The 26,274-nt window shown below is 53.0% G+C and carries 19 protein-coding genes; 14 read left to right on the forward strand and 5 right to left on the reverse strand.

The features are described 5' to 3' along the window. The 3 genes from AACZ40_RS16335 to obgE form a co-directional block, all read right to left on the reverse strand. Nucleotides 1-944, reverse strand: a 944-nt coding sequence (locus AACZ40_RS16335; RefSeq protein ID WP_339675044.1) for a hypothetical protein, incomplete at its 3' end; no start/stop codon positions are given. Between the two features lie 414 nt (nucleotides 945-1,358). After that, a complete protein-coding gene (locus AACZ40_RS16340) occupies nucleotides 1,359-1,628 on the reverse strand; it encodes a hypothetical protein (RefSeq protein WP_291176418.1) in 270 nt (89 codons plus the stop codon). Between the two features lie 2 nt (nucleotides 1,629-1,630). Then, a complete protein-coding gene (gene obgE, locus AACZ40_RS16345) occupies nucleotides 1,631-2,632 on the reverse strand; it encodes a GTPase ObgE (RefSeq protein ID WP_291176420.1) in 1,002 nt (333 codons plus the stop codon). A 536-nt stretch (nucleotides 2,633-3,168) separates the two neighbouring features. On the opposite strand from obgE, the gene AACZ40_RS16350 reads away from it, so the two are divergent. From AACZ40_RS16350 to AACZ40_RS16395, 10 genes are all read left to right on the forward strand, one after another. Beyond that, nucleotides 3,169-4,206: a KpsF/GutQ family sugar-phosphate isomerase gene (locus tag AACZ40_RS16350; protein ID WP_291176423.1), complete on the forward strand. Its 1,038-nt coding sequence runs from the start codon at nucleotides 3,169-3,171 to the stop codon at nucleotides 4,204-4,206. Nucleotides 4,207-4,271: 65 nt separating this feature from the next. Beyond that, nucleotides 4,272-7,418: an LptA/OstA family protein gene (locus AACZ40_RS16355; RefSeq protein ID WP_339675049.1), complete on the forward strand. Its 3,147-nt coding sequence runs from the start codon at nucleotides 4,272-4,274 to the stop codon at nucleotides 7,416-7,418. A gap of 124 nt (nucleotides 7,419-7,542) precedes the next feature. After that, complete coding sequence (locus AACZ40_RS16360; protein ID WP_291176428.1) at nucleotides 7,543-9,174, forward strand: DUF1570 domain-containing protein; 1,632 nt, start codon at nucleotides 7,543-7,545, stop codon at nucleotides 9,172-9,174. A 266-nt stretch (nucleotides 9,175-9,440) separates the two neighbouring features. After that, entirely contained in the window at nucleotides 9,441-10,379 is a 939-nt protein-coding gene (locus AACZ40_RS16365) for a DUF1559 domain-containing protein (RefSeq protein WP_291176431.1), read from the forward strand. A gap of 107 nt (nucleotides 10,380-10,486) precedes the next feature. Next, nucleotides 10,487-10,912 (forward strand): carboxypeptidase-like regulatory domain-containing protein, encoded by a 426-nt coding sequence (locus AACZ40_RS16370; RefSeq protein WP_291176433.1) that lies wholly within the window; start codon nucleotides 10,487-10,489, stop codon nucleotides 10,910-10,912. Nucleotides 10,913-11,114: 202 nt separating this feature from the next. Then, on the forward strand, nucleotides 11,115-12,626 hold the full coding sequence (locus AACZ40_RS16375; protein WP_291176436.1) for an SGNH/GDSL hydrolase family protein: 1,512 nt from the start codon (nucleotides 11,115-11,117) through the stop codon (nucleotides 12,624-12,626). Nucleotides 12,627-12,977: 351 nt separating this feature from the next. Continuing rightward, nucleotides 12,978-13,940, forward strand: a complete 963-nt coding sequence (locus tag AACZ40_RS16380; RefSeq protein ID WP_291176439.1) for a DUF1559 domain-containing protein — start codon at nucleotides 12,978-12,980, stop codon at nucleotides 13,938-13,940. Between the two features lie 109 nt (nucleotides 13,941-14,049). Continuing rightward, entirely contained in the window at nucleotides 14,050-14,487 is a 438-nt protein-coding gene (locus AACZ40_RS16385; RefSeq protein ID WP_291176442.1) for a carboxypeptidase-like regulatory domain-containing protein, read from the forward strand. A gap of 234 nt (nucleotides 14,488-14,721) precedes the next feature. Next, on the forward strand, nucleotides 14,722-17,139 hold the full coding sequence (locus AACZ40_RS16390; RefSeq protein WP_291176445.1) for a c-type cytochrome: 2,418 nt from the start codon (nucleotides 14,722-14,724) through the stop codon (nucleotides 17,137-17,139). Further along, on the forward strand, nucleotides 17,133-18,707 hold the full coding sequence (locus tag AACZ40_RS16395; protein ID WP_291176448.1) for a hypothetical protein: 1,575 nt from the start codon (nucleotides 17,133-17,135) through the stop codon (nucleotides 18,705-18,707). The genes AACZ40_RS16390 and AACZ40_RS16395 overlap by 7 nt, the downstream gene beginning before the upstream one ends. 103 nt (nucleotides 18,708-18,810) lie before the next feature. On the opposite strand, the gene AACZ40_RS16400 is transcribed toward AACZ40_RS16395, so the two are convergent. Continuing rightward, on the reverse strand, nucleotides 18,811-19,344 hold the full coding sequence (locus tag AACZ40_RS16400; RefSeq protein WP_291176450.1) for a hypothetical protein: 534 nt from the start codon (nucleotides 19,342-19,344) through the stop codon (nucleotides 18,811-18,813). Nucleotides 19,345-19,406: 62 nt separating this feature from the next. Then, nucleotides 19,407-20,486, reverse strand: a complete 1,080-nt coding sequence (locus AACZ40_RS16405; RefSeq protein ID WP_291176453.1) for a peptidase — start codon at nucleotides 20,484-20,486, stop codon at nucleotides 19,407-19,409. Between the two features lie 321 nt (nucleotides 20,487-20,807). On the opposite strand from AACZ40_RS16405, the gene AACZ40_RS16410 reads away from it, so the two are divergent. The 4 genes from AACZ40_RS16410 to AACZ40_RS16425 all read left to right on the forward strand — a co-directional run. After that, a complete protein-coding gene (locus AACZ40_RS16410) occupies nucleotides 20,808-21,704 on the forward strand; it encodes an HlyD family efflux transporter periplasmic adaptor subunit (RefSeq protein WP_291176455.1) in 897 nt (298 codons plus the stop codon). Nucleotides 21,705-21,737: 33 nt separating this feature from the next. Next, the gene (locus AACZ40_RS16415) at nucleotides 21,738-23,951 is read left to right on the forward strand and encodes a site-2 protease family protein (RefSeq protein ID WP_291176458.1); all 2,214 of its coding nucleotides are present in this window, start codon (nucleotides 21,738-21,740) and stop codon (nucleotides 23,949-23,951) included. A gap of 172 nt (nucleotides 23,952-24,123) precedes the next feature. Further along, on the forward strand, nucleotides 24,124-25,086 hold the full coding sequence (locus tag AACZ40_RS16420) for a D-alanine--D-alanine ligase (protein WP_291176461.1): 963 nt from the start codon (nucleotides 24,124-24,126) through the stop codon (nucleotides 25,084-25,086). Nucleotides 25,087-25,408: 322 nt separating this feature from the next. Continuing rightward, nucleotides 25,409-26,274 (forward strand): hypothetical protein (locus AACZ40_RS16425; protein WP_339675054.1); only part of this gene is annotated, 866 nt, incomplete at its 3' end.

A 26,274-nucleotide genomic window follows, 5' to 3' on the forward strand; every position in this document is an offset into this window, starting at 1 on the left:
TCGATGGGCAGAGGCCGTGATTCACGCGACAGCTCTGCGGCTGGTTCGGCACTGGCCAGTTCGGTCTGCTCAGGCATCTCAGCAGCAAAGTCGGATTCTCCCTGATCGGGACTCTGTGAGCGAATCACAAAATCCTTGTTATCAACTGCTGAGGGCTGCTGCTGAGGCTCTGTGGCAGCCAGTTGCTGACCGGCCGGCAGATTCAAAGCCGGGCTGCCTGCCATAATCCAGCTGCCCCAGCGTTGTTCCAATGCTTCGACGTTTTTGATTTTGTACATTTTGGCAATCGCTTCATCCCAGCCATTCTTGTGAGCATCTTCCAGGAACATCAGGTAACGTTTTTTGCCACCGGTCTGCAACAGGTAATCTGCCAGGGAATAACCTTCCGCGTACAACGTCAGAACCTGTTGCATTTCCGAAGGGTATTCGGTCATTGAGAGCAGGTTTCTCAGGGGGATCCGCTGATTAGTTCCCATTACCTGACGATTCAGCAGACGTTGACGACGTTTTTCTGATTCGTGCTCGACAATTGTGGCAGCCCCTTCATCGGCCCAGCGAGGCAGCGGTCGGCGAAAGTGGCAGGCAAAGATGGTATGATTGACTTCGTGAGGCAGAACGGAATCCAGGATGCGTTCCAGCGATCCCTGAATCTCCATGTGCCACCCGAACACTTCGCCGCCATCAAAGGAAAAGGTGGTCGCGCCGCCGGCACCGTAGTTACCGACTTTGACTTTGATGGGACAGGGGGAAAACCACTTAGGGAGTTCGTGGCCCAGCCAGGTGATGGCCAGTTCCTTGCGATAGATCTCGGCAGCATCCCCCACCTGTTTCGCGACTTCCGCGGACGGGGCGTGCGTGACAAAGTTGGGAGTTTTGTAAGAAGCACCAAGTGAGATGAATGATGCGAGGAATAAAACGAGACAGCGACTGATTTGAGCTTCCATGCCCTCGGGATCCTTTTGGTTGCAGACACAGATGCGGGTCTGTGCCTGACAATCTCAGCAATTGTAGTTACGGGATAGTTTTGGGTCGATCACTCGAATTGGGGTTTTGAGGTATGATCTTAATTGAACCTGAAACGATCTCTGGTGAATTCCATTCAAACTCAGAAGTCATTTCAAGCGAGGAAAGTTTATTGCAAACAGAGGACCAATGAGAAGAGAATTTCTCGGTTCCAACAAGTGAACATTGGCCGAACCAGCCCCTAAGCCGTTCTAAGAAAGAGACTTAGAATCTCACTTTCTTGATATTTTTTTATGAGATCTCTAGTGAGACAGGTTGTAGATATTGCAAATTCGGCTCGAAAAAGTGGCGAGATGCAATAATTACAATTCTGATTCTCACAAGCCGCATCGGCATCAGAAGCGAATGCGCGCAAAGACCCAGCCGAGCGCAAAGCCGATTGCCATCAGGATTCCCAGTTCGCTAATCCGCTGGGTCTGATTGGGAGTCAGATTAAAAACTGCCTGGATCAGGAAGCAGATCACCATCATTACCCCTGCCCCGTACAGACCAAACCGCACGCGGACTTCCCCCGGCGTACTTTCCCGCTCGCCAGGCAACCGTGGAGCAGGAGCGGAGGGTTGTTGTCGGTTTTTTTCTGTTTCTGCAGGGGGATCCGACTCCACGTTTACGCCTCAACTTCCAGTTCTTCAAGTTCGTCAATAATCATCCGCACCAGCTTATCGAGATTAGAACCGGTGGCTGATGAGATCTGCATGATGGGTCTGCCCAGTTCTTCCGCCAGCAGTTCGGCGATGGGCTCTGCATCGGGGAGTTCGCTTTTTGTGATCACAATGATTTCCGGACGATCCATCAGGCTGGCATCGTACAGACGCATCTCTTCCCGGATCTGGCGGTAGTTCTGAATCGGATCGGTCTGGTCCATAGGCGAAGGTTCCACCAGGTGCACGAGGACCCGCGTTCGTTCCACGTGCCTGAGAAATTCATGTCCCAGACCAACGCCCGCATGCGCGCCTTCAATCAGGCCGGGGATATCGGCCATGACAAACTGATGATCGAATCCCACGCGCACCAGACCCAGGTTGGGATACTTGGTGGTAAACGGGTAATCGGCAATTTCCGGATGGGCTTTGGAAAGCCGACTGAGCAACGTCGATTTGCCCGCATTGGGCTTTCCGACCAGCCCGACATCGGCGATCAGTTTGAGCTCCAGCGAAATGTCGCGCAGTTCGCCCAGTGCCCCTTTTTCGAATTCGCGGGGTGTCTGATGGGTGGCCGTCGCGAAATGACGATTCCCGCGGCCCCCTTTTCCTCCCCTGGCAACCACAACCTTGTCGCCACTCTGTTTCATATCACGCAACAGATTCCCGCGTTTGGTGTCAATTACCAGTGTGCCCGGCGGGACCATGATGATCGCATCTTCGCCGCACTTTCCGGTCTTCAGGCTGCTCGACCCGTGTCCGCCGCGTTCGGCATTCCAGTGTTTGTGGCCGATGATATTTCCCAGGCTGCTGACGTTTTCATCGGCGATGACGATCACATCACCCCCTTTGCCGCCATCACCGCCATTCGGACCACCCCGGGGGACGTGCGCTTCCCGGCGAAAACTGGCACAACCATCTCCGCCGTCACCGGCTTTACAATATATATCGACGCGATCTACAAACATGATATTCCGACTACTGTTTCTACTCTGCTAAGTTTGACGACTCGGTTCCTGCTATGTTGCGAAGCACCATCCCGGCCCCTTGATTCCACTCCGGTGCTGCCAGGCAACATCGAACGCAACCCGTTTAAAAGCGGGATGTTAGAATTCACGGGCATTGATTTCTGCGTTGATTCAACGGCACGTATTTTACGGCGGGAGAAATTATTTTCCTGCTGTGGCAACGGAAAAATCGCAGTGAGCCCCGATCAGACGACCAGCCGCTCAGTGCCGCCGGTCCTCTCATTGTAGATTCTTATGATGAAAATACGAGTGCCCTTTGATCCATTCTTGGACAATCCCCTGCTTCCTCACTCCGCTCACCGAATCTCGTTTGGCATTTACAAGTGAGCCCGCATTCATCCTGCAACATAAGAACTTATCACACAACACCTTATGACGTCAACCTACTGCCAGATTCGCATTGACCTGTCCCGGGGATCTCTTTATACTCCCGCACCCTGAACATGCCCGCATGGATGCGATAAAGGAGTGGCGTGATGAGTTCCCTGCCTGCCAGGTCGGTAATAGAGTTTTCTCAATTTGATCAATTACGAGATGCGCGAGAGATTATCTTCAGCGAAGCAGACGCCTTGCGCCAGATGGGGCGTGCGCTGGGAACGGAGCTTTGCGACGCGGTGGACTTGATCATGTCGCGAAACGGCGCGGTCATTTTAACGGGCATGGGCAAAGCGGGGCTGATCGGCCAGAAGATCTGTGCCACGCTCTCCTCGACAGGAACCCGTTCCCATTTTCTGCATCCCGCAGAAGCCATTCACGGCGACCTGGGTTGCCTGCATACCGAGGATACCATACTCGCTTTATCCAACAGCGGAGAGACAGAAGAGCTACGACGCCTGCTGCCACTGATACAGAAAATGAATCTGCCGATCATCGGCATCACAGCGCGAACGACGAGCACCCTGGGTGCTGCCTGTCAGGTGGTCCTGTGTCTGGGTGATCTCAAGGAAGCGGGCCCGCATCAGCTGGCACCTTCCACCACCACAACAGCGATGCTGGCGATGGGTGATGCCTTGTCGCTGGTGATCAGCAAAGCACGGGGCTTTTCGCCGCTCCAGTTTGCCACATTTCATCCGGGAGGAAGCCTGGGACGGCGTCTGACCAAAATCAATGAAGTCATGCGGCCTCGCTCTGAAGTGCGCGTCACGGGTGAAACGACTTCGATCCGTGAAGCTTTTGTACGACTGAGTCTGCCGGGACGACGCAGCGGCGCCGTCATCATCACGGACGAAACCAACCGGGTCACAGGCATTTTCACAGACAGCGATCTGGCCAGGCTGCTGGAAGAACGCCGGGACGAACAACTGGACCAGCCTATATCCCAGGTCATGATCAGAAAGCCCACCACCATTCAGGATGATGCTTCCCTGGAAGAAGCCATCGAATTATTGAAAGCCCGTAAGTTAAGCGAGTTGCCCGTCGTCGATCGAGGACAGCACCTGGTCGGGTTGATAGATATTACAGACGTGATCGGCTGGCAGCCCGGACCGGACAACGCCAGCCAGCAAACAGGTTAACCTGGTGACCCTGTTCCTTTCTTACCGATATTTCACTTCCACTTTTAGAAACGTTTTCCATTCGCATGGCCGGAACCATTCACTATAACCGGAATGGGTTTTTCGATCGCCTGATAGCCAACCGACTGTTGCTGACCTGGTTCACAACAGCAGTGCTGTCCGGTGCCTACCTGCTCTACGCGCAGGCCATGCGTGCTGTGATCATCGAACAGGTCATCCGTCAGGACTTCCCCGAGGAAATCTTCCAGTCTCCGGAATATGCCTCGGGAAATAACGAGAAGGCGAAAACCTTTCTCCCCGAACATGACTGGGCCGCCAATGCCCGCTATCAGTTCAAAGATGAAAACGTGTATGTTTACACGGAACAGTGGGAACAGGAAGAAAAAAACAGAGCGGTGCGTCTCAAGCCTTTTGCCATGTTGATGTTCGACAGGAAAAAAGGGGAAGCAGAGGCGCCGATTGCCATGGTGAGCGAAAAAGCCCTGGTCCGTTTTGAGTATCCCTTCGGCATCAAGCATACCGATCCGGGGCGGATGGTGGCAGGTTCCCTGGATGGTCGTGTAAAAATTACAGGACCGAATGGACTGATCATCTGGGGACGCAATTTCTTCTACGACGAAACTTCGATGAATATCTGGAGTGCTCACGAAGTCCAGTTTGCCTATGAAGATCATCGCGGCCAGGCGCGTGGCATCGAAATGAAACTGATCCCCGCCAAAACCCAGCTCCAGGAACTCAAACCCGCTGTAGAAGGTATTCGCGAAATCGTGTTACGCCACAACGTGCATATGAAACTGGCCATCAAGAAAAGTGCCAAACCTTCCGAGTATCCGGCTTCACGTTTTGCGGAAGTCAAAAGCAAAGGCAGTTTCACATTTAATCTGGAAACAAATCAAGGTACGTTTAACGACGATGTTCGAGTCTTCCATCCGACCAGCCCCCAACATGCAGATACACTGGAATGTGATACCCTCCAACTGCAGTTCGTGCGGAAAGATGAAGAGGGGAACACTGTCAAAGACGTGGCACCTCAAACTGCCCACTCCAGTGGGAAACTGGATTTCGAAGAACTGGTAGCGACGGGTAAAAATGTGACTCTGACTTCGTCAGAAAACCAGTTTACCGGCACAATGACGCGGCTGGTCTATAACGAAGCGAAAAAGACCATCGTCCTGCAGGACCAGCAGGACGTGCGAATTTTTCAGCAATCATCAGAACTGAGATGCCCCGACATTACGATTCACCAGGATGAGGAAGGGCGACTGGAAACCGTACTCTGTAAAGGCATCGGCTTCATCAAGCAGCGTGATCCGGGCAGCGGCCAACTCATGATGGCAGCGCAGTGGGCTGAGTATATGAAAAAATCGATTGATCCGGAAACCAGCCTGGAAATGGTGGAACTGCAGAAAGACTGCATCGTCCGAAAACCGGATGCGGAATTTGCTTTGGCCGCGGATAAAATCCGCCTGTGGCTGAAAGGAGAACTGCCTTCAGTCAGACAGGCACAGAGCAGCAGGACGGCAGGCACTCAGAACGAGACCGATAATTCACAAAAAATGCAGAACAAGGTCAACCCGCACAAGATGATCGCAGAGCGGGATGTCGCCATTTACAGCCCCAAACTTCGCGGAAAAACAAAACGGCTTGAAGTCTGGGTTGATGAAGAAACAAAACCTCAGTCGGCACCCAACGCACCGATCGGTGTCCAGACGCCGCAAACTCCCGCATCCATTAAACACGCTGCTTTTTCTGTAGAAGATGCCCTGACTTTGCAGAGACAGAACACTGAGGCCCCGGCAGGTCGTGCAACCATTTCGAAAAACAGAAACTCGCGTCTGCCGGAAAAAAAACCGGAAGAGACACCCGAGCCGATCATGGTGGTCTCCGAGTTCATGAAAATTCGCATACAGAAAAATGAACTGGGTAAAGACGAAGTCTCAGAGATCTGGACCGAAGGAAACATCACCGTCAACCAGTTCAATGAAGAACAGGACCAGCCGCGGCACATCACGGGTAATCAGTTGCATATCCAGAACAACGGCAGCAATGATCAGATCCTGCATGTGATTGGCAACCCTGCCAAAATCAATGCACAGGGCTCCCAGATCGAAGGCGAACACATCTACCTGTATCGCCTGGCCAACCGGGCGGAAGTTCAGGGCAAAGGTTTGCTGCTGCTCCCGGTCCGCGGAGGGCAAAAGGCTGCTGGTGGATTACTCTCAGGGGCCGAAGGCATCTCGAACGAAAACAGTCTCGCGTCTCCCCTGGCTACCGACTCTGATTCCCAAGACAATCTGCTGGAGATTCACTGGGATCAGGAAATGATCTTTGATGGTCTGACCGCGAACTTTTTTGGAAAAGTCAGAACCAACCTGGGCGACAATCGACTGCGCTGCCAGGAGATGGAAGTCGTCCTGTCTGACCGGGTCTCCTTTACGGAAAAAAATCCCAGCGAACAGAAACCGGACGTGCACTTCATTACCTGTCGTGATGGAGTCGAAGTCGAAAGTAATGAATACCTCGACAACCGGCTGATCGGGATCCGCCGCGCCAGCTTCTGGCAGATGAACGTGGATCAGCAAACCGGGAACGCCGAGGCCCGGGGTCCCGGCTGGCTGGTTTTATGGCGGCGGGAAAATCCGGAAAAAAACGATTCTCAAACCAAGGTGTCCCAGGCCAATCTGCCTCAAAAAACCGAAAGCGACAGCTGGAATTATACACGCATCGACTTCAATGGAAAAATGGCCGGCAATGTTTCCCAGCGCAGCACGACCTTCGATGATCGCGTGCAGATTACCTACGGCGGCGTGAAACGGCCCCTGGATACCATCGACCGCGACAAGCTGCCCCCCGGTGCCGGTTCCATGCGCAGCAACAGTCTCAAACTGATTCAACATGATATCGAAGGACAGAAGAAGAAATCCATTTCCATGCTGGCGAAAGGCAACGCCGAAGTCGAAGGCAACACGCTGATCAAAAGCAAACAGACTCCCACCAGCCAGGAGTTCAGTGCCAGCGCGGACACCATCAGCTTTGATGAGTCGAAAGACCAGTACATGCTGCGTTCCTTTGGAAACCGCAAAGCCACCCTTCGCCGATTTTCCCATTCCGGGCAGAACCCGCAGCGGGTCGTTTCGCAACAGATTGATTTCTCGCCATCCCATGACCGGGTCACATTACACGGAGTAACCGAACTACAGGGACTGCCTTAGTCAATTCTATGCGAAATCAGAGATTATTTCTTTTTTCCTCCCACAAACTCATCTACAATCGAATAAGACTCTTTGCTTGCGAAAATCGTCCCTGGTGGACTTCAAACAAGGAACAACAGTGAACATGCCCGTCCTGCAGCAGCAACCACACCGGTACTCCTCCCTTTCCGGCTCCCCGAATCAGGGACAGGTTGAGGTGTCCGACTGGCATAGCCGTGTGTTCCGAGTGTTCTGTCTGCTGATGCTGACTGTGCTATCGTTATCGCTGTCGAATCGGGTGCAGGCACAAAATCCGCGCGCCCTGGATACGTATCAGAAACAATACCAGACCTTGCATACCGACTTTCGGGACAAGCTGATTCAACTGGCACAAAGCTGTCAGCGGGATCAGCAGCAGGCCGGCGTGCAGACGATCTCCGAGATCATTAAAGAAGTGCAGGAATTTGATCCGCAGGCCCATCCTCTGCCGCGCGAAGTCCAGCCCGACCTGCCTCCGAGTTTACCAGCAGCCGAACGTAACTGGCGGTTGAAGCTGCGGAATCTGCAGGAAGAACAGGCCAACGATCTGTTTGTCTTCTCCCGCAAAGTGCTGCATGCCGGCTTTCCCAGCTATGCCTACGATCTGATTCTGGAAACCGCCTACCACAACCCCGATCATCGCTCTGTGCGGCAGATTCTGGGTTACGTACGGAACGGTGATGAATGGGCGACCCCTTTCGAAAAAGAGATGCACGACAGAAAACAACAGTGGCATCCCCGGTTCGGCTGGTTACCCGCGTCGCATATCGCCCGCTATGAACAGGGCGAACGCTACGTCAACGGCCGCTGGAAATCCGCGGCACAGGAAGCCGAAATCAGGCGAGACTTCCGCAATGCGTGGGAAATCAAAACCGAACATTTCCTGATCAAAACCAACCACAGCCTGGAAATGGGAGTGAAACTGGCGACGGAAATGGAAGACTTTCATCGCTATTTCCACCAGACCTTCGCTGGCTTTTTCAACACACCCGAACAGTTTAAACAACTGTTTGAAGGTGCCCGCAATCCGTTTCAGCGTCGCAATAAAAACGATCAGCATGTGATGCATTACTACAGCACACGCGAGGAATATTTGCAGCGGCTTCAGAAAGACATTCCCCAGATTGCACTCACACACGGCATTTACCTGTTCGGCGATCGGATCTCTCACTTCTACCATCGCCCGGACGCAGAAGGTGACCTGGGAACACTGTACCATGAAGCCACTCACCAGCTGTTTTATGAAAGCAGCTTTCAAGGCAAGAACCACCAGGTCGGCGAGAAGAATCATTTCTGGGCCATCGAGGGAATCGCCTGCTACATGGAATCGTTTGAAAAGAACGGCAAAAAATCCCGGGCCGGGAACCCCCATCACATCCGCTTCAACGCCGCCCGTTATCGACTGCTGGAAGACGATTATTATGTCCCCCTCAATACATTTGCAGCGATGGGCCGCAATGCCTTTCAGACCAGTCCGAACATCAGTCCCAATTACAGCCAGGCGTCCGGGCTGTCTCATTTCTTCATGCATGCCTCACGCGGAGAATACCGGGATGCGTTTATCAACCAGTTGACTCAGCTTTACAGCGTCAATTCCCGGGTACGCAATAACCCACAGTCTCTCGAAGAATTGACCGGTTTCTCCTATACCGACCTGGATCGCCAGTACCGGGAATACTCGGCGAGCCTGCAGAAAGCCCTCAACGAACGCGCCTTGAGCCTGCAATCCCGCCCGTAATCAGGACTTGCATTAAACCAGGTTCACTGCGAACGGGTGGCGCCAACCCATATTCCGTACGCCCCTGGCATCAGTTCCTCCCGCCTGCTCCCAAAACCGCACACACGCTAATGTAAATACATTCTGTTATGTTAGTAATATTTACGGTTATATTTTCTTGCCTCAGTCTTCTTTAAACCACTACAATAAAGGGCTCACATTTAATTAATGAACAATAATTTAGTTTTACTTACATTCTCATCCTCATTTATTAAGGAAATGAACTAATGGCACTTACGTTCAAAAGCCGACCCAAGCGAGGTTTTACCCTCATCGAGTTGCTGGTGGTCATCGCGATCATCGCTATTCTGATTGCCCTATTATTGCCGGCCGTCCAGCAGGCCCGCGAAGCTGCTCGCAGATCAACATGCAAAAACAACATGAAACAACTGGGACTGGCAATGCACAACTACCACGATACCCACAGAGTCCTCCCTCCGGGAGATGTCAACGCAGGTGGATATGATTGTGCCTGGCTTGGTACTCAAGAAACCCGCAACCACACTGGTATGCTTTTTATACTCCCCTTTATCGATCAGGCCAATCTTTATAATCAGATTAATTTTTCAATGGCCACTGGCTCGGCTGATGGAAACGGACTCTGTACGGCTCCTGCCGCAGGAATTCAAACATCGGTTACCTCACGGCCGATCGTAGTCTTCGAATGTCCCAGTGATTCCTACTCGTCTGGGCCTCAATCGTATAGTTCAAATACGGCTTACACGCTGACCAGGGATTATCGCACAAGTTACGCTTTTGTTTACATCCGATATAATTCAGGTGGCCCTTATGAGACAGCATCAACAGTCAAAACCGCCTTCGGTCACAACGGCGCAGCCCGGATGCGTGACTTCAGCGATGGGACCAGCAATTCGGTATTAATGATGGAAACTCCCATGGAAAAACAGTCCTATATCCGCGGTCCCTTCTGGGCGACCTATGTGGCTACCGGACCTGTACTCGCCGCCCCCACTCGTAAAATCAATCAACCTTATTCTGCGACGGATTCCCGGGCTGAATACGGTTCTCCGGGCAGCGAGCACGTAGGGGGTTGTCATACCGTGCTGGGAGACGGCGCTGTGCGGTTCATCAGCGAGAATATTGATATCAATACGCTCCGGGCAATTCAAACCATCAATGGCGGTGAATTAGTCGGCGATTTCTAGAGCGACACATTTAACCAGTGCGTCGCTCAATCTGAGTTACCCGGACCAAATGGCCTGGGAGACGCTACAGTAAAACTGGGCACAGTCTAATATTAACAGAATGGTAAATGAGACCCATGTTGATGAATCATCTCAAGTTTTTTCAGGCACTTTCACTGTTTGCTGTCAGCCTGCTTGTCGGCTGCTCAGGGGGAGCCACGGATACTCCCGAATTAAGTCAGGTGACCGGTAAGATTACAATGGACGGCGCACCTCTCACAAAAGCCTCTATTACATTTCAACCTGTGTCGGGTTCCTCATCCGTGGGAATGACTGATGAAACCGGTGAATATGTGCTGGCTTATAACAGAAACACAAACGGTGCCGTTCCTGGCAAACATACAGTACGCATCAGTAAGCGGGGTGAAGCTGGTTCGCCGAACGATACTGAAGACCAGGTCCCGGTCCAGTTCAATCGAGACTCAAAACTTACTGCCGAAGTGAAACCGGGAGAAAATACGATCAATTTCGATTTGGATTCGAAAGCGAAATAACCGACCACAGTCTGATTTCGCTTTGACGGAATTCACAGAAAACAAGCACGACAGGTTCTGCTCTCAGGAGTAGAACCTGTTTTTTTACGCTCCCTGGATCTGTCCCGGCAGACTTTCATTCTGGACCGGAGCCACGCCCCCCGGTAGGATGAATGTGTCTCGTTGTTCTGTCCTGCATTCCTTTAACACTGAGATCTTCGTGATGCAGCCTGCTCGCCATCCGAAATCCGATTCACAAACCGGCACACCGCACGTCCGTCATCCCTGGCTGTTTCGCGGAGCGGCAATCCTGCTGGGACTGTCGTTGCTCGTATGCCTGGAATTCGCACTGCGGCTGGGGGGCGTACATCCTCTGCCCGACAGCCGGGACCCCTATATTTCTTTCCGTTCCAATGCCACACTCTTTATCAGGGATTCCTCCGGGACGAATTATCAGACCGCCCCGGAACGAATTGATTTCTTTCGCCCGCAATCATTCCCGGTCAGCAAGCCCTCTGATACGTTTCGCGTCTTTGTGCTGGGTGGCTCAACCGTACAGGGACGACCTTACGCCGTCGAAACTTCGTTTACGACCTGGTTGAAATTCAATCTGCAGGCAGCAGAAACAGAGCGACACATCGAAGTCATCAACTGTGGTGGCGTCTCCTATGCCAGCTACCGCCTGGTTCCCATTCTGCGCGAAACACTGCAGTACCAGCCGGATCTGTTCATCGTCTATACCGGCCATAATGAATTTCTGGAAGAACGTACTTACGGTGATCTCAAACAGAGTTCCTCAATTTCTTTAGCCGCACAAAAATCCCTGCGGGATCTGCGCATCGCAGCGTTCATGCAGCGTTTCCTGCCGGGCATCCGCGAGGAACACGGGAGCTCTCCCAAAACAGTCCTGTCAGCCGACGTGAATGCCCGACTCGATTTTCGCAAAGGCCTGGAAAGTTATCAGCGCGACCTCGACCAGCGTCGCGATATAGCAAGTCATTTTGAATACAACATTCGACAGATGATTTTACTCGCCAGGCAGGCAGATGTGCCGCTGGTGCTCGTTAATCCGGTCTCGAATCTCAAAAACTGTCCCCCGTTTAAATGTGAATTTGAAGACGGACTGTCACCGGAACAGCAGGACCAGCTCATCTCGCTATGGAAAGCAGCCAATAACTGCGACTGGAATCAGGCTGAACGGAAAATGCAGTTGTGGGAAGCAGCCTTGCAGATTGATCAACAACACGCGGGCCTGCTCTACAGCGTGGGAAAGACCTGCGAACATCAGCAGCGTTATTCGGAAGCGAAAACCTGGCTGATTAAAGCCAAAGAAGAAGACATCTGCCCGCTGCGGATCCTGGAGCCGATGCATGACTCGTTGTTTGATCTCGCGCAGGAATACCAGGTGCCCCTGGTGGATATCCGCAATCTGGTTGAGCAGCAGACACCGGATGGAATTCCGGGAAGTGAATGGCTCGTGGATCATGTTCATCCCAGCATCGAGGGACATCAATTGATTGCCAATGCGCTCTATGAAAAACTGGTCGCGTTACGACTCTTCCCGCAACCGGCAGACTGGCAATCGAAGCGGGATCAACTGTGGCGGGAACATTTAAGTTCGCTATCGGAAGAATATTTCCTCCGCGGCGCGCTGCGCAGCAAAAGACTGGAAGGCTGGAGCCGAGGACGCAGTCAGAAAATCCCTCCCGACTCGAAACAAGACGCAATCCAATAACAGTCCAGTCTTCTTCTGTTTCATTAGACTTATTAATTAAATTGCGGTTTGTACAAACTCTCAAGTAAACCGCTCTCTCTTCGAAAACAACAAACCGTATACAAGTCAGAGTTTACGGGAACAGACAGTCTGCAGCTTCTTTGCAGGCCGGTTTAGGACCATGTTTTGATTATGGTTCTGCAAACCGGCAGACTTGATCTACTTTTCCCCGATGTATAGGATTTGACGAAACCTCATAGTATGTCCCCGCCAGATCAGGTTATGTAATCATTATTGAAAAATAACCTCTTTCGTCCGTGTTCACTTTCTGAACATGCTCTTTATGCTTCCATACATTTTACTGGAAAAGCCATGACAAGCGCACCATCATCATCCACCAGACGAGGCTTTACACTCATTGAATTGCTGGTCGTGATTGCGATTATCGCGATCCTGATTGCATTACTGTTACCTGCCGTTCAACAGGCCCGGGAAGCTGCCCGCCGCAGCACCTGCAAAAACAATCTGAAACAGGTTGGTCTGGCATTACACAACTATCATGAGACACATAGCGTTTTTCCTCCTGGAGGACTCGGCAGCCATGGTCCGACAGCCTGGATCCATATTCTGCCTTTTGCTGATCAGGCAAACGTCTATAACCAACTGGTCTTTGAAGGAACCTACTTCTGGTTTGGAGGCGCATTAAGTGTGCCCAACTCTCCCGCCATCAATGACACCAAACCTCCTTACATGGCCTGCCCTTCGAGCGCACTGCCACAAAGCGTCAACGCATCCACAAGTGGTACCGAGACCAGCGTATTCATCTCATCCTATATTCTGATTTCCGGTGCAACCGGCATTAATGAGATTCAGGATGACTCCTATTCCAAAGCTGGTTTCAGTAATAAAGGCATCCGTTCTAACGGTGGTTCCTTTACCTTCAGAAAATCATTCCGTATTCGTGATTTCCTGGATGGAACATCCAATGTAGCGATGGTCGGAGAACAGTCGGGCTGGGGAACGAACGCCAGTGGCGCGCAGACCGATATTCGCTCTGCTTTTGCCAGTGGTGCCTGGATGAGCCCCAACACACCCATTGATCACGATCCCCGCTGTTACAATACAACCACGCTCCGCTATCCCATCGGTTACCAGAACACGGGAACGGGAATCGGTAACGACGCCTGTAACAACCCGATCCAGTCACAACACGTGGGCGGGGCGCACATGCTGCTCGGAGATGGCGCCGTCCGGTTTGTCTCTGCCAACGCGGACTTCAATACCATTCGCTATCTCTGCAGTCGTGCAGACGGAAATGTACTCGGCGAATTTTAATTTTTGATTGTCCCTTGAACTGAAATCGTGAAATTGCATGTGGTGTTCTCTCTACACGGGGATCACCACATCTTTTTTGAGCTAGACATATCCTCCTGGAATCGAATCAATGAAATCGCTTGCCCCCATTTTTTTCACTCCCCTGGTTATGTTATGCATCCCTCTACTCTTTAGCGGCTGCCAGGGTTCCACGACCGATTTTGGTCCGACCGGAGCGTTATCAGGAAAAGTGACTTACCAGGGTGAACCGGTCAAAGAAGGTCTCGTGCAGTTCAATAATGCGGAGAAAGGGTTTGGCGGTCAGGCGGTAATCAATGAAGATGGAACCTATACCGTCACCAATGATTCCGGAGGGCTGGTCCTGGGAACCTATCAGGTCAGTGTGGTGCCTCCCACAATTGAAAAATCGTTTGGCCCCGACACACCTGCTTCCGAAGTTCTGAAGGAGATGCCCAATATTCCGCAAAAGTACCACTACCCCAAAACCAGTGGGTTGAGCGTCGAAATCAAACAGGGTGACAACACCTACGACATCGACATGCAATAGTGCATTCTTGTCACTGGTCCCGGTTCAAGAAATCGAACCGATTCACACGCTCATCGCATCTGCTGATCTGGCCTGCTGTTTATTGCAGAAAAAGGATACAAATCTGACGCATACTCTGATTGATTCGAGTCGGCTGCTACTCTATGATCGAAGATCAACGTCTGTTTCAATGACGTTGATCTTGTCTGCCATGAATCTGATCTGTGACGCCGCTCAACATGAAAGAGACTCCTGATGAGACAACGCTGGATTTTCACATTCCTGGGGCTGATCTTCCTGATCGCCGGGCAGCAGGCACAAAGTGAAACAGGGACGGCTCCGTTTGTCGCCGGCTTTGATCGCTTCGCCCGCCATGACGAGCTGGAGTCACAAACGGGAGGTCAGCTGCTGATCAGCGAACTGAGTTGCGTCGCCTGTCATCCCTCCGAACGCTCTGAACTGCAACCCAAACGCGGCTCCCGCTTGACGGGAGCCGGCAATCATTTGCAGCAGCAATGGATGCGCGAATTCCTCACTTCGCCGCAAACCACCAAAGCAGGCACCACGATGCCGGATGTGCTGCATGGTTTGTCTGCGGAAAATAAACAGCAGGCGATTACCGCATTGACTGCGTTTCTCACAGCGCAAGAGTCTGATTATCCTGTGATCAAAGCGACCGGCGCCAATCCGGTGCCGCATCAATTCTGGAAGAAAGGCAACGTCACACAGGGTCAGGAACTGTATCACAAACTCGGTTGTGTGGCCTGCCATGCGCCCGATGAATCGTATGAGCCGGGGGAGACTAAAATTTCCCCCACCGATAAGATGCTCGCGCAGCTCGATCCCGAAGACATTAAAGAACTGGGACTGGCCGCCGCCATGCGACCGGTGAATTCCGTTCCCCACGGCAACCTGCCAGCGAAATACACGGCAAAAGCGTTAACGTTTTTTCTGCTCAATCCCGAACAGACACGCCCCGCCGGTCGCATGCCGCAGCTCAAGCTCAAGGCAGTCGAAGCAGCCGACATCGCCGCCTACCTGCTGCGAGATCAGACACATTCACAGCCTGTTGAAGAAAGCGCTCGCACTGCAGATTTAGTCGCCCGGGGACAGCAACTGTTTGTCGAATTGAAGTGTGTGAACTGCCATGATGTCAACCATCTGAAGCCCAAACAGTTTGCTCAACCGCTGGTAAAATTAAACGCAGCCGCTGCGACCAGTTGCCTGCATGCTGCCCAGAAAAACATGCCCGCGTATCCTCTGGACAGTCAGCAACAGACGGCGATCGAGCAGGCTCTCAACGGTCTACGCGATCAGAAACCATCAACGCCTCAACAGCAGCTCGATTTTCAGCTACTGCAGCTCAACTGTTATGCCTGTCATGAACGGGATAAACGCGGCGGCGTAGGCATTAACCGCAAACCTTACTTTGAAACCGCCGCACAAGTCGACCTGGGTGATGAAGGCCGCATTCCTCCCACGCTGACGGGGATCGGCTTTAAACTGCAGAAGAAATGGCTGTCGAAAGTCCTGAATGGATCGGGCGACATCCGCTTTCATATGCAGGCCCGCATGCCCGTCTTTCCCAAACAACAGGTCTCTGCGTTGCCCACCGCTTTTGAAAAAGTCGATGGCAAAACGCAGCTGCCTGATACCAGAGTCTTCCCCGAGCATCACAAACTGGCGTCATCTGGTCGCATCATGCTGGAGACCGGCTGCATCCAGTGTCATCCGATCCGTGGTGAAAGCATGCCGGGCGTGGTTGGCACCGATCTGGGAGATGTCACCAACCGCGTGCATCCCGCCTGGTTCCATGCCTTTCTGCTGGACCCCGCTTCTTTAAAACCACGTACCCGCATGCCCACATTTTTTCCGGATGGCAAGAGCCAGAACAAGGGGCTGCTTGCAGGCAACGTGGATCAGCAGATCGCCGCACTCTGGGGTTACCTGAAAGCGGGATCCAGACAGCCACTGCCTGAGAAAATCCTGGAAGCAAAATCCAAAAACTACGAACTGGTTCCCGACAAACGTCCGATTGTCCTGCGCACGTTCATGCAGGAGGCGGGCACGCATGCCATCGCCGTGGGTCTGCCGCAGAAGGTCCATTTCGCCTTTGATGCCGAACAGGTCCGACCGGCGCTCGCCTGGAAAGGACGCTTCCTCGATGCCCAGGGAACCTGGTTCATCCGCTTCGCGCCCCCTGCCGACCCGCTGGGCAGTAAAGCGGTGCTGTTTCCCCCGGGCGCATCAGTAGCGAATTTGAAAAATGATCAGCAACCGTGGCCCGTCTATTCCCCGGAAGCGCATGAACCACAGTTTCGTGGTTATCGCGTCGATGCGAATGGGATTCCCACTTTCCTGTATCGCTGCGGAAACGTTGACATTGAAGACCGGTTCGAAGCCACCGACAAACAGACTCTCAAGCGCCGGCTGACCATCACAGGCAACCAGAAATCCAGCGATTCAGAGATACTCTGGTTGCGCGGCCTGGCAGGCAAAACTCTGAAGCAACTGAATCCGACGACCATGCAAAATCAGGCAGGGCTCCAGGTTTCGGTCTCGCCTGAACTGGCCAAAGCCGGCCTGCTTCGCAAACACGACAATCAGTCTGACTGGATCTTCCCGGTTCCAAAAGCAGAACAGACCACGATCGAGGTGACCTACCAATGGTAAAACACGCACTCCTGTTTTCATTGACGCTACTCTTCATCACGTTTGTCGGCAGCGCTGGTGACAGCCAGTCCGTTTTCGCAGAGAGCGAAGAGGACTATTACCGACTCGTGTCGATCATGACGCCCAAAGCGCAAACCGAATCACGGGCCGCCAACTGGAAGCCCGCGCCCGGTGACCTGGTGCTGGAAGTCAGCGGCATCGCAGTCCTCGATGATCATCGCATCGCGGTTGCCATTCGCAAGGGCGAGATCTGGATCATGGATGGCGTGTATGAAGAGCCTCCCAGAAATGTGACTTACAAACGCTTCGCGACGGCCCTGCATGAACCGCTGGGTCTGATCTGGAAAGACGGCGCATTCTACACCGTCCAACGCAGCGAACTGACCCGCATCCGCGATACCAACGGTGACGACATCGCCGATGAATACCTGACCGTTGCCAAAGGCTGGGGCGTGACCGGCCATTACCATGAATATGCCTACGGCCCCGTATTGGATCACGAGGGAAACCTGTGGCTCACGTTGAATATTGGACTGGGCCTGAAGAAAGAACACAAATCGCGGGCCGTCACCGACCCGACGCTGGGCTTTTCCCAGGGACGCTGGCGCGGCTGGGGCATGAAGTGCACACCTGAGGGCGAACTGATTCCTGTCTGTGCGGGCATGCGGTCCCCTGCCGGACTGGGTGTGAACCGCGCCGGCGATGTATTCTACACCGATCAGCAGGGAAACTGGGTCGCCACCAATTCACTGCATCATATGCGCGAAGGCGCATTCTTCCATCACGTCGAAGCACTCGCGTCAATGAATCTTCCCGGTTCTCCCGTCAAGGGAATCAAAGAAATCCCCAATGGGCTGCCTTTCCCGGAAGCCCTGAAACGCATGCCGCAACTCAAGCCACCTGCCGTCTGGTTCCCCTATAAAAAAGCCGGTCAGTCGGCAACCGATATTATGCTCGATGACAGCGGCGGAAAGTTTGGTCCCTTTGACGGCCAGTTTTTTGTCGGTGAATTTACACAGGCTTCTATTCAGCGCGTCTTCCTCGAAAAAGTGGACGGCGAATACCAGGGAGCCTGCTTCCCCTTTCGGAGTGGCTTCGCGTCCGCGGTACTCCGCATGAATCAGGGAACCGATGGCAGTATGTTTGTCGGACTGACCAATCGGGGCTGGAGCAGTCTGGGCACTGCCTCCTATGGTCTGCAGCGGCTGGTCTGGACGAAAAAAATGCCGTTCGAAATCAAAGAGATGCGGGCGCAACCCGAAGGATTTGAACTGGTCTTTACCAAACCGGTCGACCGCAAGTCAGCCGCCGATCCCGATTCTTACAAGCTGCAGAGCTATACCTACACCTATCACTCTTCCTACGGCAGTGACGAAATTCTGCCTCGCAACCTGGAGATTGAAGAGATCACGGTTTCAGAAGATGGTTTGAAAGCGCAGCTCAAAGTGAAAGGCCTGCGCGAACTCTATGTTCACGAACTGAATGCGACAGGAGTGAAAAGCCGGGACGGTCAGTCGCTGCTGCATCCCGAGGCTTATTACACACTGAATCGTATTCCGAAGAAGTAATCTGTAGCCAGGTATGCTGTAGCGCCTCCAGGTCCATTTGGACCGAATATCATAGTACGAGAGGCCCTATGGTGATGCGTATTGCGCTCTCGGTTCGGCAGCTTCAATTCAGAAAGCCGCGTTCGCGCAGTTCCTGGATATTGCCCGGCGCACTCTCCCAGACCCGCTCGGCGGCATAACGCATCACGGCGATGCCTCCCATGCCGGGAGGCGCACTGAGTATCGCCACGTGCTCTTCCTCTTCATCATCCAGCTGGCGATTCAGTTTGGCAACCGCTTCTTCAATGCTGTCACTCACAATCCGCTCGGGGCCACTGGTATTGGCAAATTTCAGATTCGAAAAGCCGGCAGTCCGCGATAGCAGAAACGCGGCCAGGTCGGCCTCTGCCTGCTCTTCAAAGAAATTACGAAATTCCGGCTCCATGCGATCGGGGGTAATGATCATCGGGCGGGTGATACTGACTTCGCCTTTACGGATCGTGACCGTCGACCCGCTCTCTGCGGCACCACAGACCAGAAAATAGGGCAGTTTCTGGTCGCCGAAGGTAAATAAAGAGAAAGGGACCGGGCGTTCAATCCGCACGGAAGTCCAGATTTCGAAGAAACGCTGTTCATCGAACTCGTGTGAAAAATTCATCAGGTTCCAGCCGGGTTGAATAGGAAAGCGGCGATTAAAACGCTTCTGATCAGCGCGGATCATTAACTCAGTTTTTTCAGTTTACTGACACGTCCGATAGAAACCCATTCGGTCACAAACAGGTTGCCTGTCTGGTCGAAACAGGCATCGTGCGGGTGAACGAACCGACCGGCCTGCCAGGTTTCAGGCTGGGTACGCACTTTAAAGCCATCCAGAACTTTGTTCGTCCAGTCCTGATCGTATCCCAGATGCGTGATGACTTTATTCTGCTTGTCAAACAAGGTCACCCGTGCGTGCAGGTCAGAGACGACCATGATATCACCCTGAATATCTATATCGGCCGGAAAGCTGACCGCATTGACAAAACCAAGATGGTTTCCCTCGAGCGAGAAGTACTGCAGACGATGATTGGCCCGGTCGCAGACGGCAATTTTCGGCGTACCATCGCGTTCATCCAGCCACATCCCGTGTGGCGTTTTCAGCTTGCCAGGCTCGGTTCCACTTCCGCCCCAAAAGAATTCGGGTTTCCCCTCTTTTGTGTATTTGTGAATATAGTGAGAACCATAGCCATCGCCGACATAAAACCCGCCGTCGGGAGCAAAGGCAATGTTCGTGGGACTGTAACGCTGCTTCGTATCTTTGTAAGGCTCAGGATTTTCTGGTCGACCGATCGTCCACACGACTTCACCAGTCAGACTGGTTTTTGACACAACGCCATGCTTTGTATCGGAGAGATACAAAAACTCGTCGCTGCCTTCTTTGCGAACGTCAATGCCGTGCCCGCCGCCATGATATTCTTTTCCGAATGAACGGACAAATTTACCGGCGGGGTCGAAGACTACAATCGCATCCATCGGGGTTTTGGATTTCGAACGATGCTTGATATATACCAGGCCCGCCGAATCAACACACACGCCATGCGTTTCGCCCCACTGGATATGTTTGGGAACATCGCCCCAGTTATGGATCGCTTCATACTGAAATGCCCCTTCGCCCAGGATGGGAGGCTTGGTGCCTGCTTTGTCTTCCGCGCCCAGGATGGCAGGTGCAAAAAAACTGCCTGCGACAGCCGCGCCGGCGACTTTGAGGAAGGAACGACGGGAATCGGTCTGAGGTGAGTTCAAGGCTGAGCGCTGATCCATAAAAACTGATACCTGGCAACAAAAGTTCGTGTCAATCTGTGGCTTTCTCCATGCGAGAAAAACATACTCCTGTTCGATCTTAACGCGCACATTCACCGCTTCTCAATTGAGGATGCCAAAAAATAGGGTATTCTGACAATGTTCTCCGTAGATCCCTGACTCGTTTCACGTACAACAGGCAGAGTCTCTTCAATTAAGATGGTTATCTTCCGGCAGATGTGGTATGAGAGGCTCACAGCGATAAATAACGTTTATCCTGACTGTTACAGACTTTAACTTCATCCATTCCTGCTGATTTCCTCTGAGAAGGAAGGGAATACAATGCATGTCACCAGCACGATTCCCCTTTTGTTCACCATCGTGTCACTGTTTTTGCAGCAGCCACTGCGCGCCGCCGATGACAATTCGACAGACAGATCCGAATTGCAGATTGATTCCGTACTGGTCAGCCTGATTGAAGAAGTCGAAGTCCCTGCCCGGGAAGTCGGCCAGCTGAATATGATCAAAGTCAAAGAGGGTATGACGGTCGAGAAAGGGGCCGTGCTGGCACAGATCGAAGATTCCGAGGCGATGCTCCTGTTACAGCAGGCCAAACTGGAATACGAAATGGCACACCTTAAAGCCGCCAATGACGTCGATCTCCGGTTTGCCCGCAAAGCTCATGAAGTCGCCAACGCAGAACTGCAGCGAGCCGAAGATTCGATCAAAAAATATCCCAAAAGTATTTCCAAAACCGAACTGGATCGGCTGAAGCTCACCTCGGAAAAATCGGAACTGGAAATCGAACAGGCTGCCGAAGAACGCAAGACGACTCAACTGGAAGCCAGCCTGAAACGAAACGCCGAACAGATTGCCTCGCTGGCGGTGCAGCGGCGAAAAGTGGTCTCGCCGATCAACGGCATGGTGGTGCAGATATTGATCCGCAACGGTGAATGGGTGCGCCCCGGTGATACCGTCCTGCGTATTTTAAGGCTGGATCGACTGCGGGCTGAAGGACTGATCAATGCGTCGCGTCTGCAGGAACAGGATCTGAAGGATCGCCCGGTCACACTGGTGGTCAATCCGGGTACGAAACAGTCGATGGAATTCCAGGGAAAAATCTCGTTTGTCAGCCCTGAGATTAATCCGGTCAATAACCAGACCCGCGTCTGGGCGGAGATTGAAAACCCGGACCTCAAACTGAAACCGGGCATGCGGGCTTCCTTGATCATTAAATAAACCCGTGCGATTCAGAAAGCGACTCCAGCCACCATGTCGTTCGGTCCTCAAGACTTTTCGAACCAGCCCCTGCGACTGAGAATGCGGGCCGACCTGCATGTGCAACCGCTGCAGTTTGGGGGAAAAAAATACTGGGGCATCAAAGACCCGATTTCCCTGCAGTATTACCAGTTGCGCGACGAAGAATATTTCATACTGCAGCAGTTGGATGGACGGGCTTCCTTTGATGTCATCCGGAAAAACTACGAACAACGCTTCCTGCCCCAGAAACTGCAGGCTGCGCACCTGCAGGGATTTCTCTCGCGACTGCATCAGTCCGGCCTGGTCATTGCGGACGCCTTTGGTCAGGGGGAAATTCTGCTGGACCGTCAACTGCAGAAACAGCAGCAGTCACGGCGGGCACGCTGGATGAATCCGCTGGCGATCCGCTTTCGCGGTATCGATCCACATCGCCTGTTGAACTGGCTGCAACCCTGGACGGCGTTCTGCTTTACCCCGCTGTTTCTGCTGGCGGCATTGCTGTTGATGGGGTCGGCGGTCACGTTGATCCTGACTCACCTGGACGCGGTCATCGCTCAGCTTCCCGACTTTGCTGCCTTCTTCGAAGCCCGCAATCTGATACTGCTGGGCTGCAGTCTGGCGCTGGTCAAAATCGTGCACGAACTGGGGCATGCGCTCGCCTGTAAACAGCTGGGAGGCGAGTGCCGGGAAATGGGTGTGATGCTGCTGGCGTTCATCCCCTGCCTGTATGTGAATGTCAGCGATGCCTGGACCATGCGCGACAAGTGGCACCGGATCATCGTGAGTTCTGCCGGCATCTTCGTGGAACTGGTGATCTCTGCGGTCTGTGTTTTTCTCTGGTGGTTTACTTATCCCGGGCTGCTGCATGCGCTCTGTCTGAATATTGTGGTGGTCTGTTCGGTGAATACGCTGCTGCTGAACGGAAACCCGCTGCTTCGCTATGATGGCTATTATATTCTGCTCGATCTGCTGGAAGTTCCCAACCTGCGACAGCGGGCACAGACCATCGTTTCCAACCGGCTGCATCACTGGTTTTTCGGGCACAAAGCCGAAACCCTGCTCAAGGAGCCTCGCAGGCTGAGACGTTTTCTGTTCTGGTATGGCATCGCCTCGGTGATTTATCGCTGGTTTATTGTATTCGCGATTCTGACCGTCTGTTATTATGTCCTGGAACCTTATGGCCTGGAAATTATCGCACAGGTCATGGGGGCCTTTGTCCTGCTGGGAATGTTAATCGTGCCTGTGAAAGCTGCTGCCGTTGAAATCCAGACCTTTTCCAAAGCAGGCCAGATCCAATGGCGACGGTTTATCATTCGCGCCGCCTGTGTGCTGCTGTTCCTCGCGGGACTGCTGTTGATTCCTCTGCCTCACCGGGTTACGGCTCCCGCGCTGATCGAACTCCAAAATGCCAAACATGTTTACGTCACTGCCCCCGGTTTTCTCCAGTCGATCACAGTCCCGCAGACCTTGATTGAGCAGGGTGCAGTGATCGCTGAACTGTCCAATGAAAAAATCAAACAGGACATCCTCAAACTGACCGGGCAGATCAGCGAACAGGAGATTCGCATTTCCACACTCGAACGCCGCCAGTTGGATGATCCTGAAGCAGCGCAGGAACTCCCCACTGCGCAGGAACAACTGCTTGATCTCAAAGACCAGTTGCAGCAGCGACAGACCGACCAGCGTCGGCTCATACTCAAAGCGCCTCTCACGGGAACCCTGATTCCGGCGCCACGCAAGACTGCCACCCCCGAGGCAGGGGAACTGCCCCTCTGGACCGGCTCCCCCTTTGATGCGGAGAACCGGAACTGCTTTCTGGATCGGGGTACCTGGCTGTGCTCGCTCGGCAATCCCGATCAGTTACAGGCGCGATTGATCGTCGACCAGGAACACGTCGAATTTGTTCAGACTGGTCAGAGTGTGCGCATCCTGCTGGATGAATACCCGGGCGAGGTCTTAGCGGGCACGATCCAGGAAATCGCCGAAATTGATCTGGATGATCTGCATCCGAATCTGATGCACCGGGACGAACTCACCACCGAAGTCGATGCCTCCGGGAAACAGCAGCTCAGCAGTACCTCTTATCTGGCACTGGTCACGCTGGAAACACCGGTTGAACAGCCCCTGATTCACTCGACCGGGCAGGCCAAAATTGCAGTCCCCCCGGAATCGCTGGGAAAAAAACTGTATCGCCAGCTGCGAAAGACCATACGCCTCTTCCAATAAATATTATCGCACATGCCGCAAACATCCCAGTTTCACATTCTGGTGAGATAGAGAATCAACGTTGGCAGATTGCCTCAGTATTGCTAAACTTCCGCGATTCAAATACTGCAGCTAATCGATTAATAAAACGGTATCCCATTTTTTCAGCAGACGGTGGCAAGGAGGCTTCCCGATGACCGATTCCAATATGAATCCCTCTTCGACTTTGAACATTGTGGTTCTCTCAGGTGGAGAATCGGCTGAGAGTCAGATCAGCCTCAAAAGTGGTGAGACGGTCGCGCGGTCTCTGTCAGCGCGGGGGCATCAGGTAAAAATCGTCGACCCTTCCCTGGTAGACCTCGACAGTTTTGACTGGACCGGCTGCGACGTTGTGTTCATCGCCTTACATGGAACATACGGGGAAGATGGCACAATTCAATCCACGCTGGATCGACTGGGCATCCCCTATTCCGGCTGTGACGCCGCAACTTCGAAACTGGCGTTCAGCAAATCGGCTTCGAAAGAACGCTTTATTCAACACAATGTAAACACACCCTCTTACGTGCTGATTCATGAATCAGACGACGCCGGTCGCATTGAACAGCATGCCCGCAGCATGGGTTATCCCCTGGTCGTAAAACCCGATGCCCAGGGTTCCAGCCTGGGTGTGACGATCGTGAAAACTCCCGAAGAGTTGCCACAGGCCCTGACCCGGTGTTTCCATTACGATTCGTTCGGCATTCTGGAATCAGCGATCAAAGGAACCGAATGGACCGTCACGGTGGTCGATGATCAGGTTCTGCCTCTGATACAGATTCGGACCCCTCACGAGTTTTTTGACTATGAAGCCAAGTACACTGAAGATTCAACAGAATACCTGTTTGACTTCGATCTGCCGACCAATGTGATACAGTCCATTATCAAGACAGGTGCGAATGCCTGTACCGCGCTGGGCACAACCGGAATTGTACGCGTCGATCTGCTGGTGGACCGTTTCCAGCAACCCTGGGTTCTGGAAATAAACACCATTCCGGGCTTTACCGATCACAGCCTGGTACCGAAAGCAGCCGCACGTGCGGGGATCGATTTTGGTGAACTGTGCGAGCAGGCGCTGGTCAACTGCCTGAAAAAAGCCACTGCCCGCCCGCAAAATTGATAAAGTTTCACCAGTCGGCCTGATTCACTGAGGAATCCCCTGTTTTTCAGTGAGCGTCGCAACACAAAGTACTTCAAGTTGCGATAATCATAATACAGAGACCGTGCGCAGATGCCCTCAAGCTGAGCCCCACCAGCCTGCCGCATCGACGGGCGTCTGTTCTTCTGGAACGCATCACAATTAATCATAGGCATCTCCCAACCTGTCATACTCGGCCCAGACAACCTGGGAGACGCTACAGTAAAACGGAATTCCGTCTACCCCGATCCACTGCGATTCGCAGCCCGATGATTTGTCAAAGGTCAACGATAAACCAGAGCACATGAGTCGAAAAACCAGCAAAAAACGACCTGCCAAAAAGAAGGTCGAAGTGGTCGAAGAAGAGGACACAGGGGAAGAATCACCTTCCCTGTTCAGCCCTTCGTCATTGATCCGCCTGCTCTTTCGCCCCAAAGTTCTTTTGATACTGGCGGTGGCGGTAACCGGTCTGTTCTTCTTTCAGAAAGTGAAGCAGCAGATTCCCGATCTGTCCCAGCGCGAAGAGTACCAGATCGAAACCAAAGAGCTCTCGCTGCAGCCGTCACCCCCGCATTATGTGCCGATCGACATTGTCGACCAGGTCATCAAACGCAGCAAATTGCCTGCGCAGGTCTCCCTGCTTGACCAGGGGCTGGTGCTCAAAATCGCCGACGCATTTCAGCAACATCCCTGGGTGGAGAAAGTCATTTCGGTTCGTAAAACGAACACGGTGGAAGTCGAAATCCAGTTTCGCAAACCCGCTGCCATGGTCGAACTGAAACAGGGCCTGTTTCCCGTGGATAATGCGGGAGTCCTGTTACCGCCCGAAGATTTTTCGGTCTCCGATGCCCGCCGTTTCCCGATCATTACCGGCGTCAGCTCAATCCCTGCTGGCCTTGCGGGAACATCGTGGGGCGATTTATCCGTCACCGGCGCTGCCCAACTGGCAGAAGCACTGGGACCACACTGGAAAGAGCTGGAGATCGTCTCTATCGAAGTGCCGCCTCGCGTGGCCGCGGATGTCACACTGGATGATCTGATCTATCGCCTGATCACTGCCGGCGGTTCGGAAATTGTCTGGGGCCGCTCGCCGAAAAGCCAGCGGCGTGGAGAATTACGCGTCGATCAGAAAATCGGCAAGCTGGAAAAATACTATCGTGATTACGGCGG

The organism is uncultured Gimesia sp., assembly GCF_963972345.1.
In the GTDB taxonomy this organism is placed as follows: domain Bacteria; phylum Planctomycetota; class Planctomycetia; order Planctomycetales; family Planctomycetaceae; genus Gimesia.

Bases quoted from the DNA above. Each gene is read 5' to 3' on its own strand.
- AACZ40_RS16405 (WP_291176453.1), bottom strand. From the start codon at position 20,486: ATGGATCAGCGCTCAGCCTTGAACTCACCTCAGACCGATTCCCGTCGT.
- AACZ40_RS16365 (WP_291176431.1), top strand. From the start codon at position 9,441: ATGGCACTTACGTTCAAAAGCCGACCCAAGCGAGGTTTTACCCTCATC.
- AACZ40_RS16370 (WP_291176433.1), top strand. From the start codon at position 10,487: ATGAGACCCATGTTGATGAATCATCTCAAGTTTTTTCAGGCACTTTCA.
- AACZ40_RS16415 (WP_291176458.1), top strand. From the start codon at position 21,738: ATGTCGTTCGGTCCTCAAGACTTTTCGAACCAGCCCCTGCGACTGAGA.
- AACZ40_RS16395 (WP_291176448.1), top strand. From the start codon at position 17,133: ATGGTAAAACACGCACTCCTGTTTTCATTGACGCTACTCTTCATCACG.
- AACZ40_RS16385 (WP_291176442.1), top strand. From the start codon at position 14,050: ATGAAATCGCTTGCCCCCATTTTTTTCACTCCCCTGGTTATGTTATGC.
- AACZ40_RS16400 (WP_291176450.1), bottom strand. From the start codon at position 19,344: ATGAATTTTTCACACGAGTTCGATGAACAGCGTTTCTTCGAAATCTGG.
- AACZ40_RS16420 (WP_291176461.1), top strand. From the start codon at position 24,124: ATGACCGATTCCAATATGAATCCCTCTTCGACTTTGAACATTGTGGTT.
- AACZ40_RS16390 (WP_291176445.1), top strand. From the start codon at position 14,722: ATGAGACAACGCTGGATTTTCACATTCCTGGGGCTGATCTTCCTGATC.
- AACZ40_RS16355 (WP_339675049.1), top strand. From the start codon at position 4,272: ATGGCCGGAACCATTCACTATAACCGGAATGGGTTTTTCGATCGCCTG.
- AACZ40_RS16380 (WP_291176439.1), top strand. From the start codon at position 12,978: ATGACAAGCGCACCATCATCATCCACCAGACGAGGCTTTACACTCATT.
- AACZ40_RS16410 (WP_291176455.1), top strand. From the start codon at position 20,808: ATGCATGTCACCAGCACGATTCCCCTTTTGTTCACCATCGTGTCACTG.
- obgE (WP_291176420.1), bottom strand. From the start codon at position 2,632: ATGTTTGTAGATCGCGTCGATATATATTGTAAAGCCGGTGACGGCGGA.
- AACZ40_RS16375 (WP_291176436.1), top strand. From the start codon at position 11,115: ATGCAGCCTGCTCGCCATCCGAAATCCGATTCACAAACCGGCACACCG.
- AACZ40_RS16360 (WP_291176428.1), top strand. From the start codon at position 7,543: ATGCCCGTCCTGCAGCAGCAACCACACCGGTACTCCTCCCTTTCCGGC.
- AACZ40_RS16350 (WP_291176423.1), top strand. From the start codon at position 3,169: ATGAGTTCCCTGCCTGCCAGGTCGGTAATAGAGTTTTCTCAATTTGAT.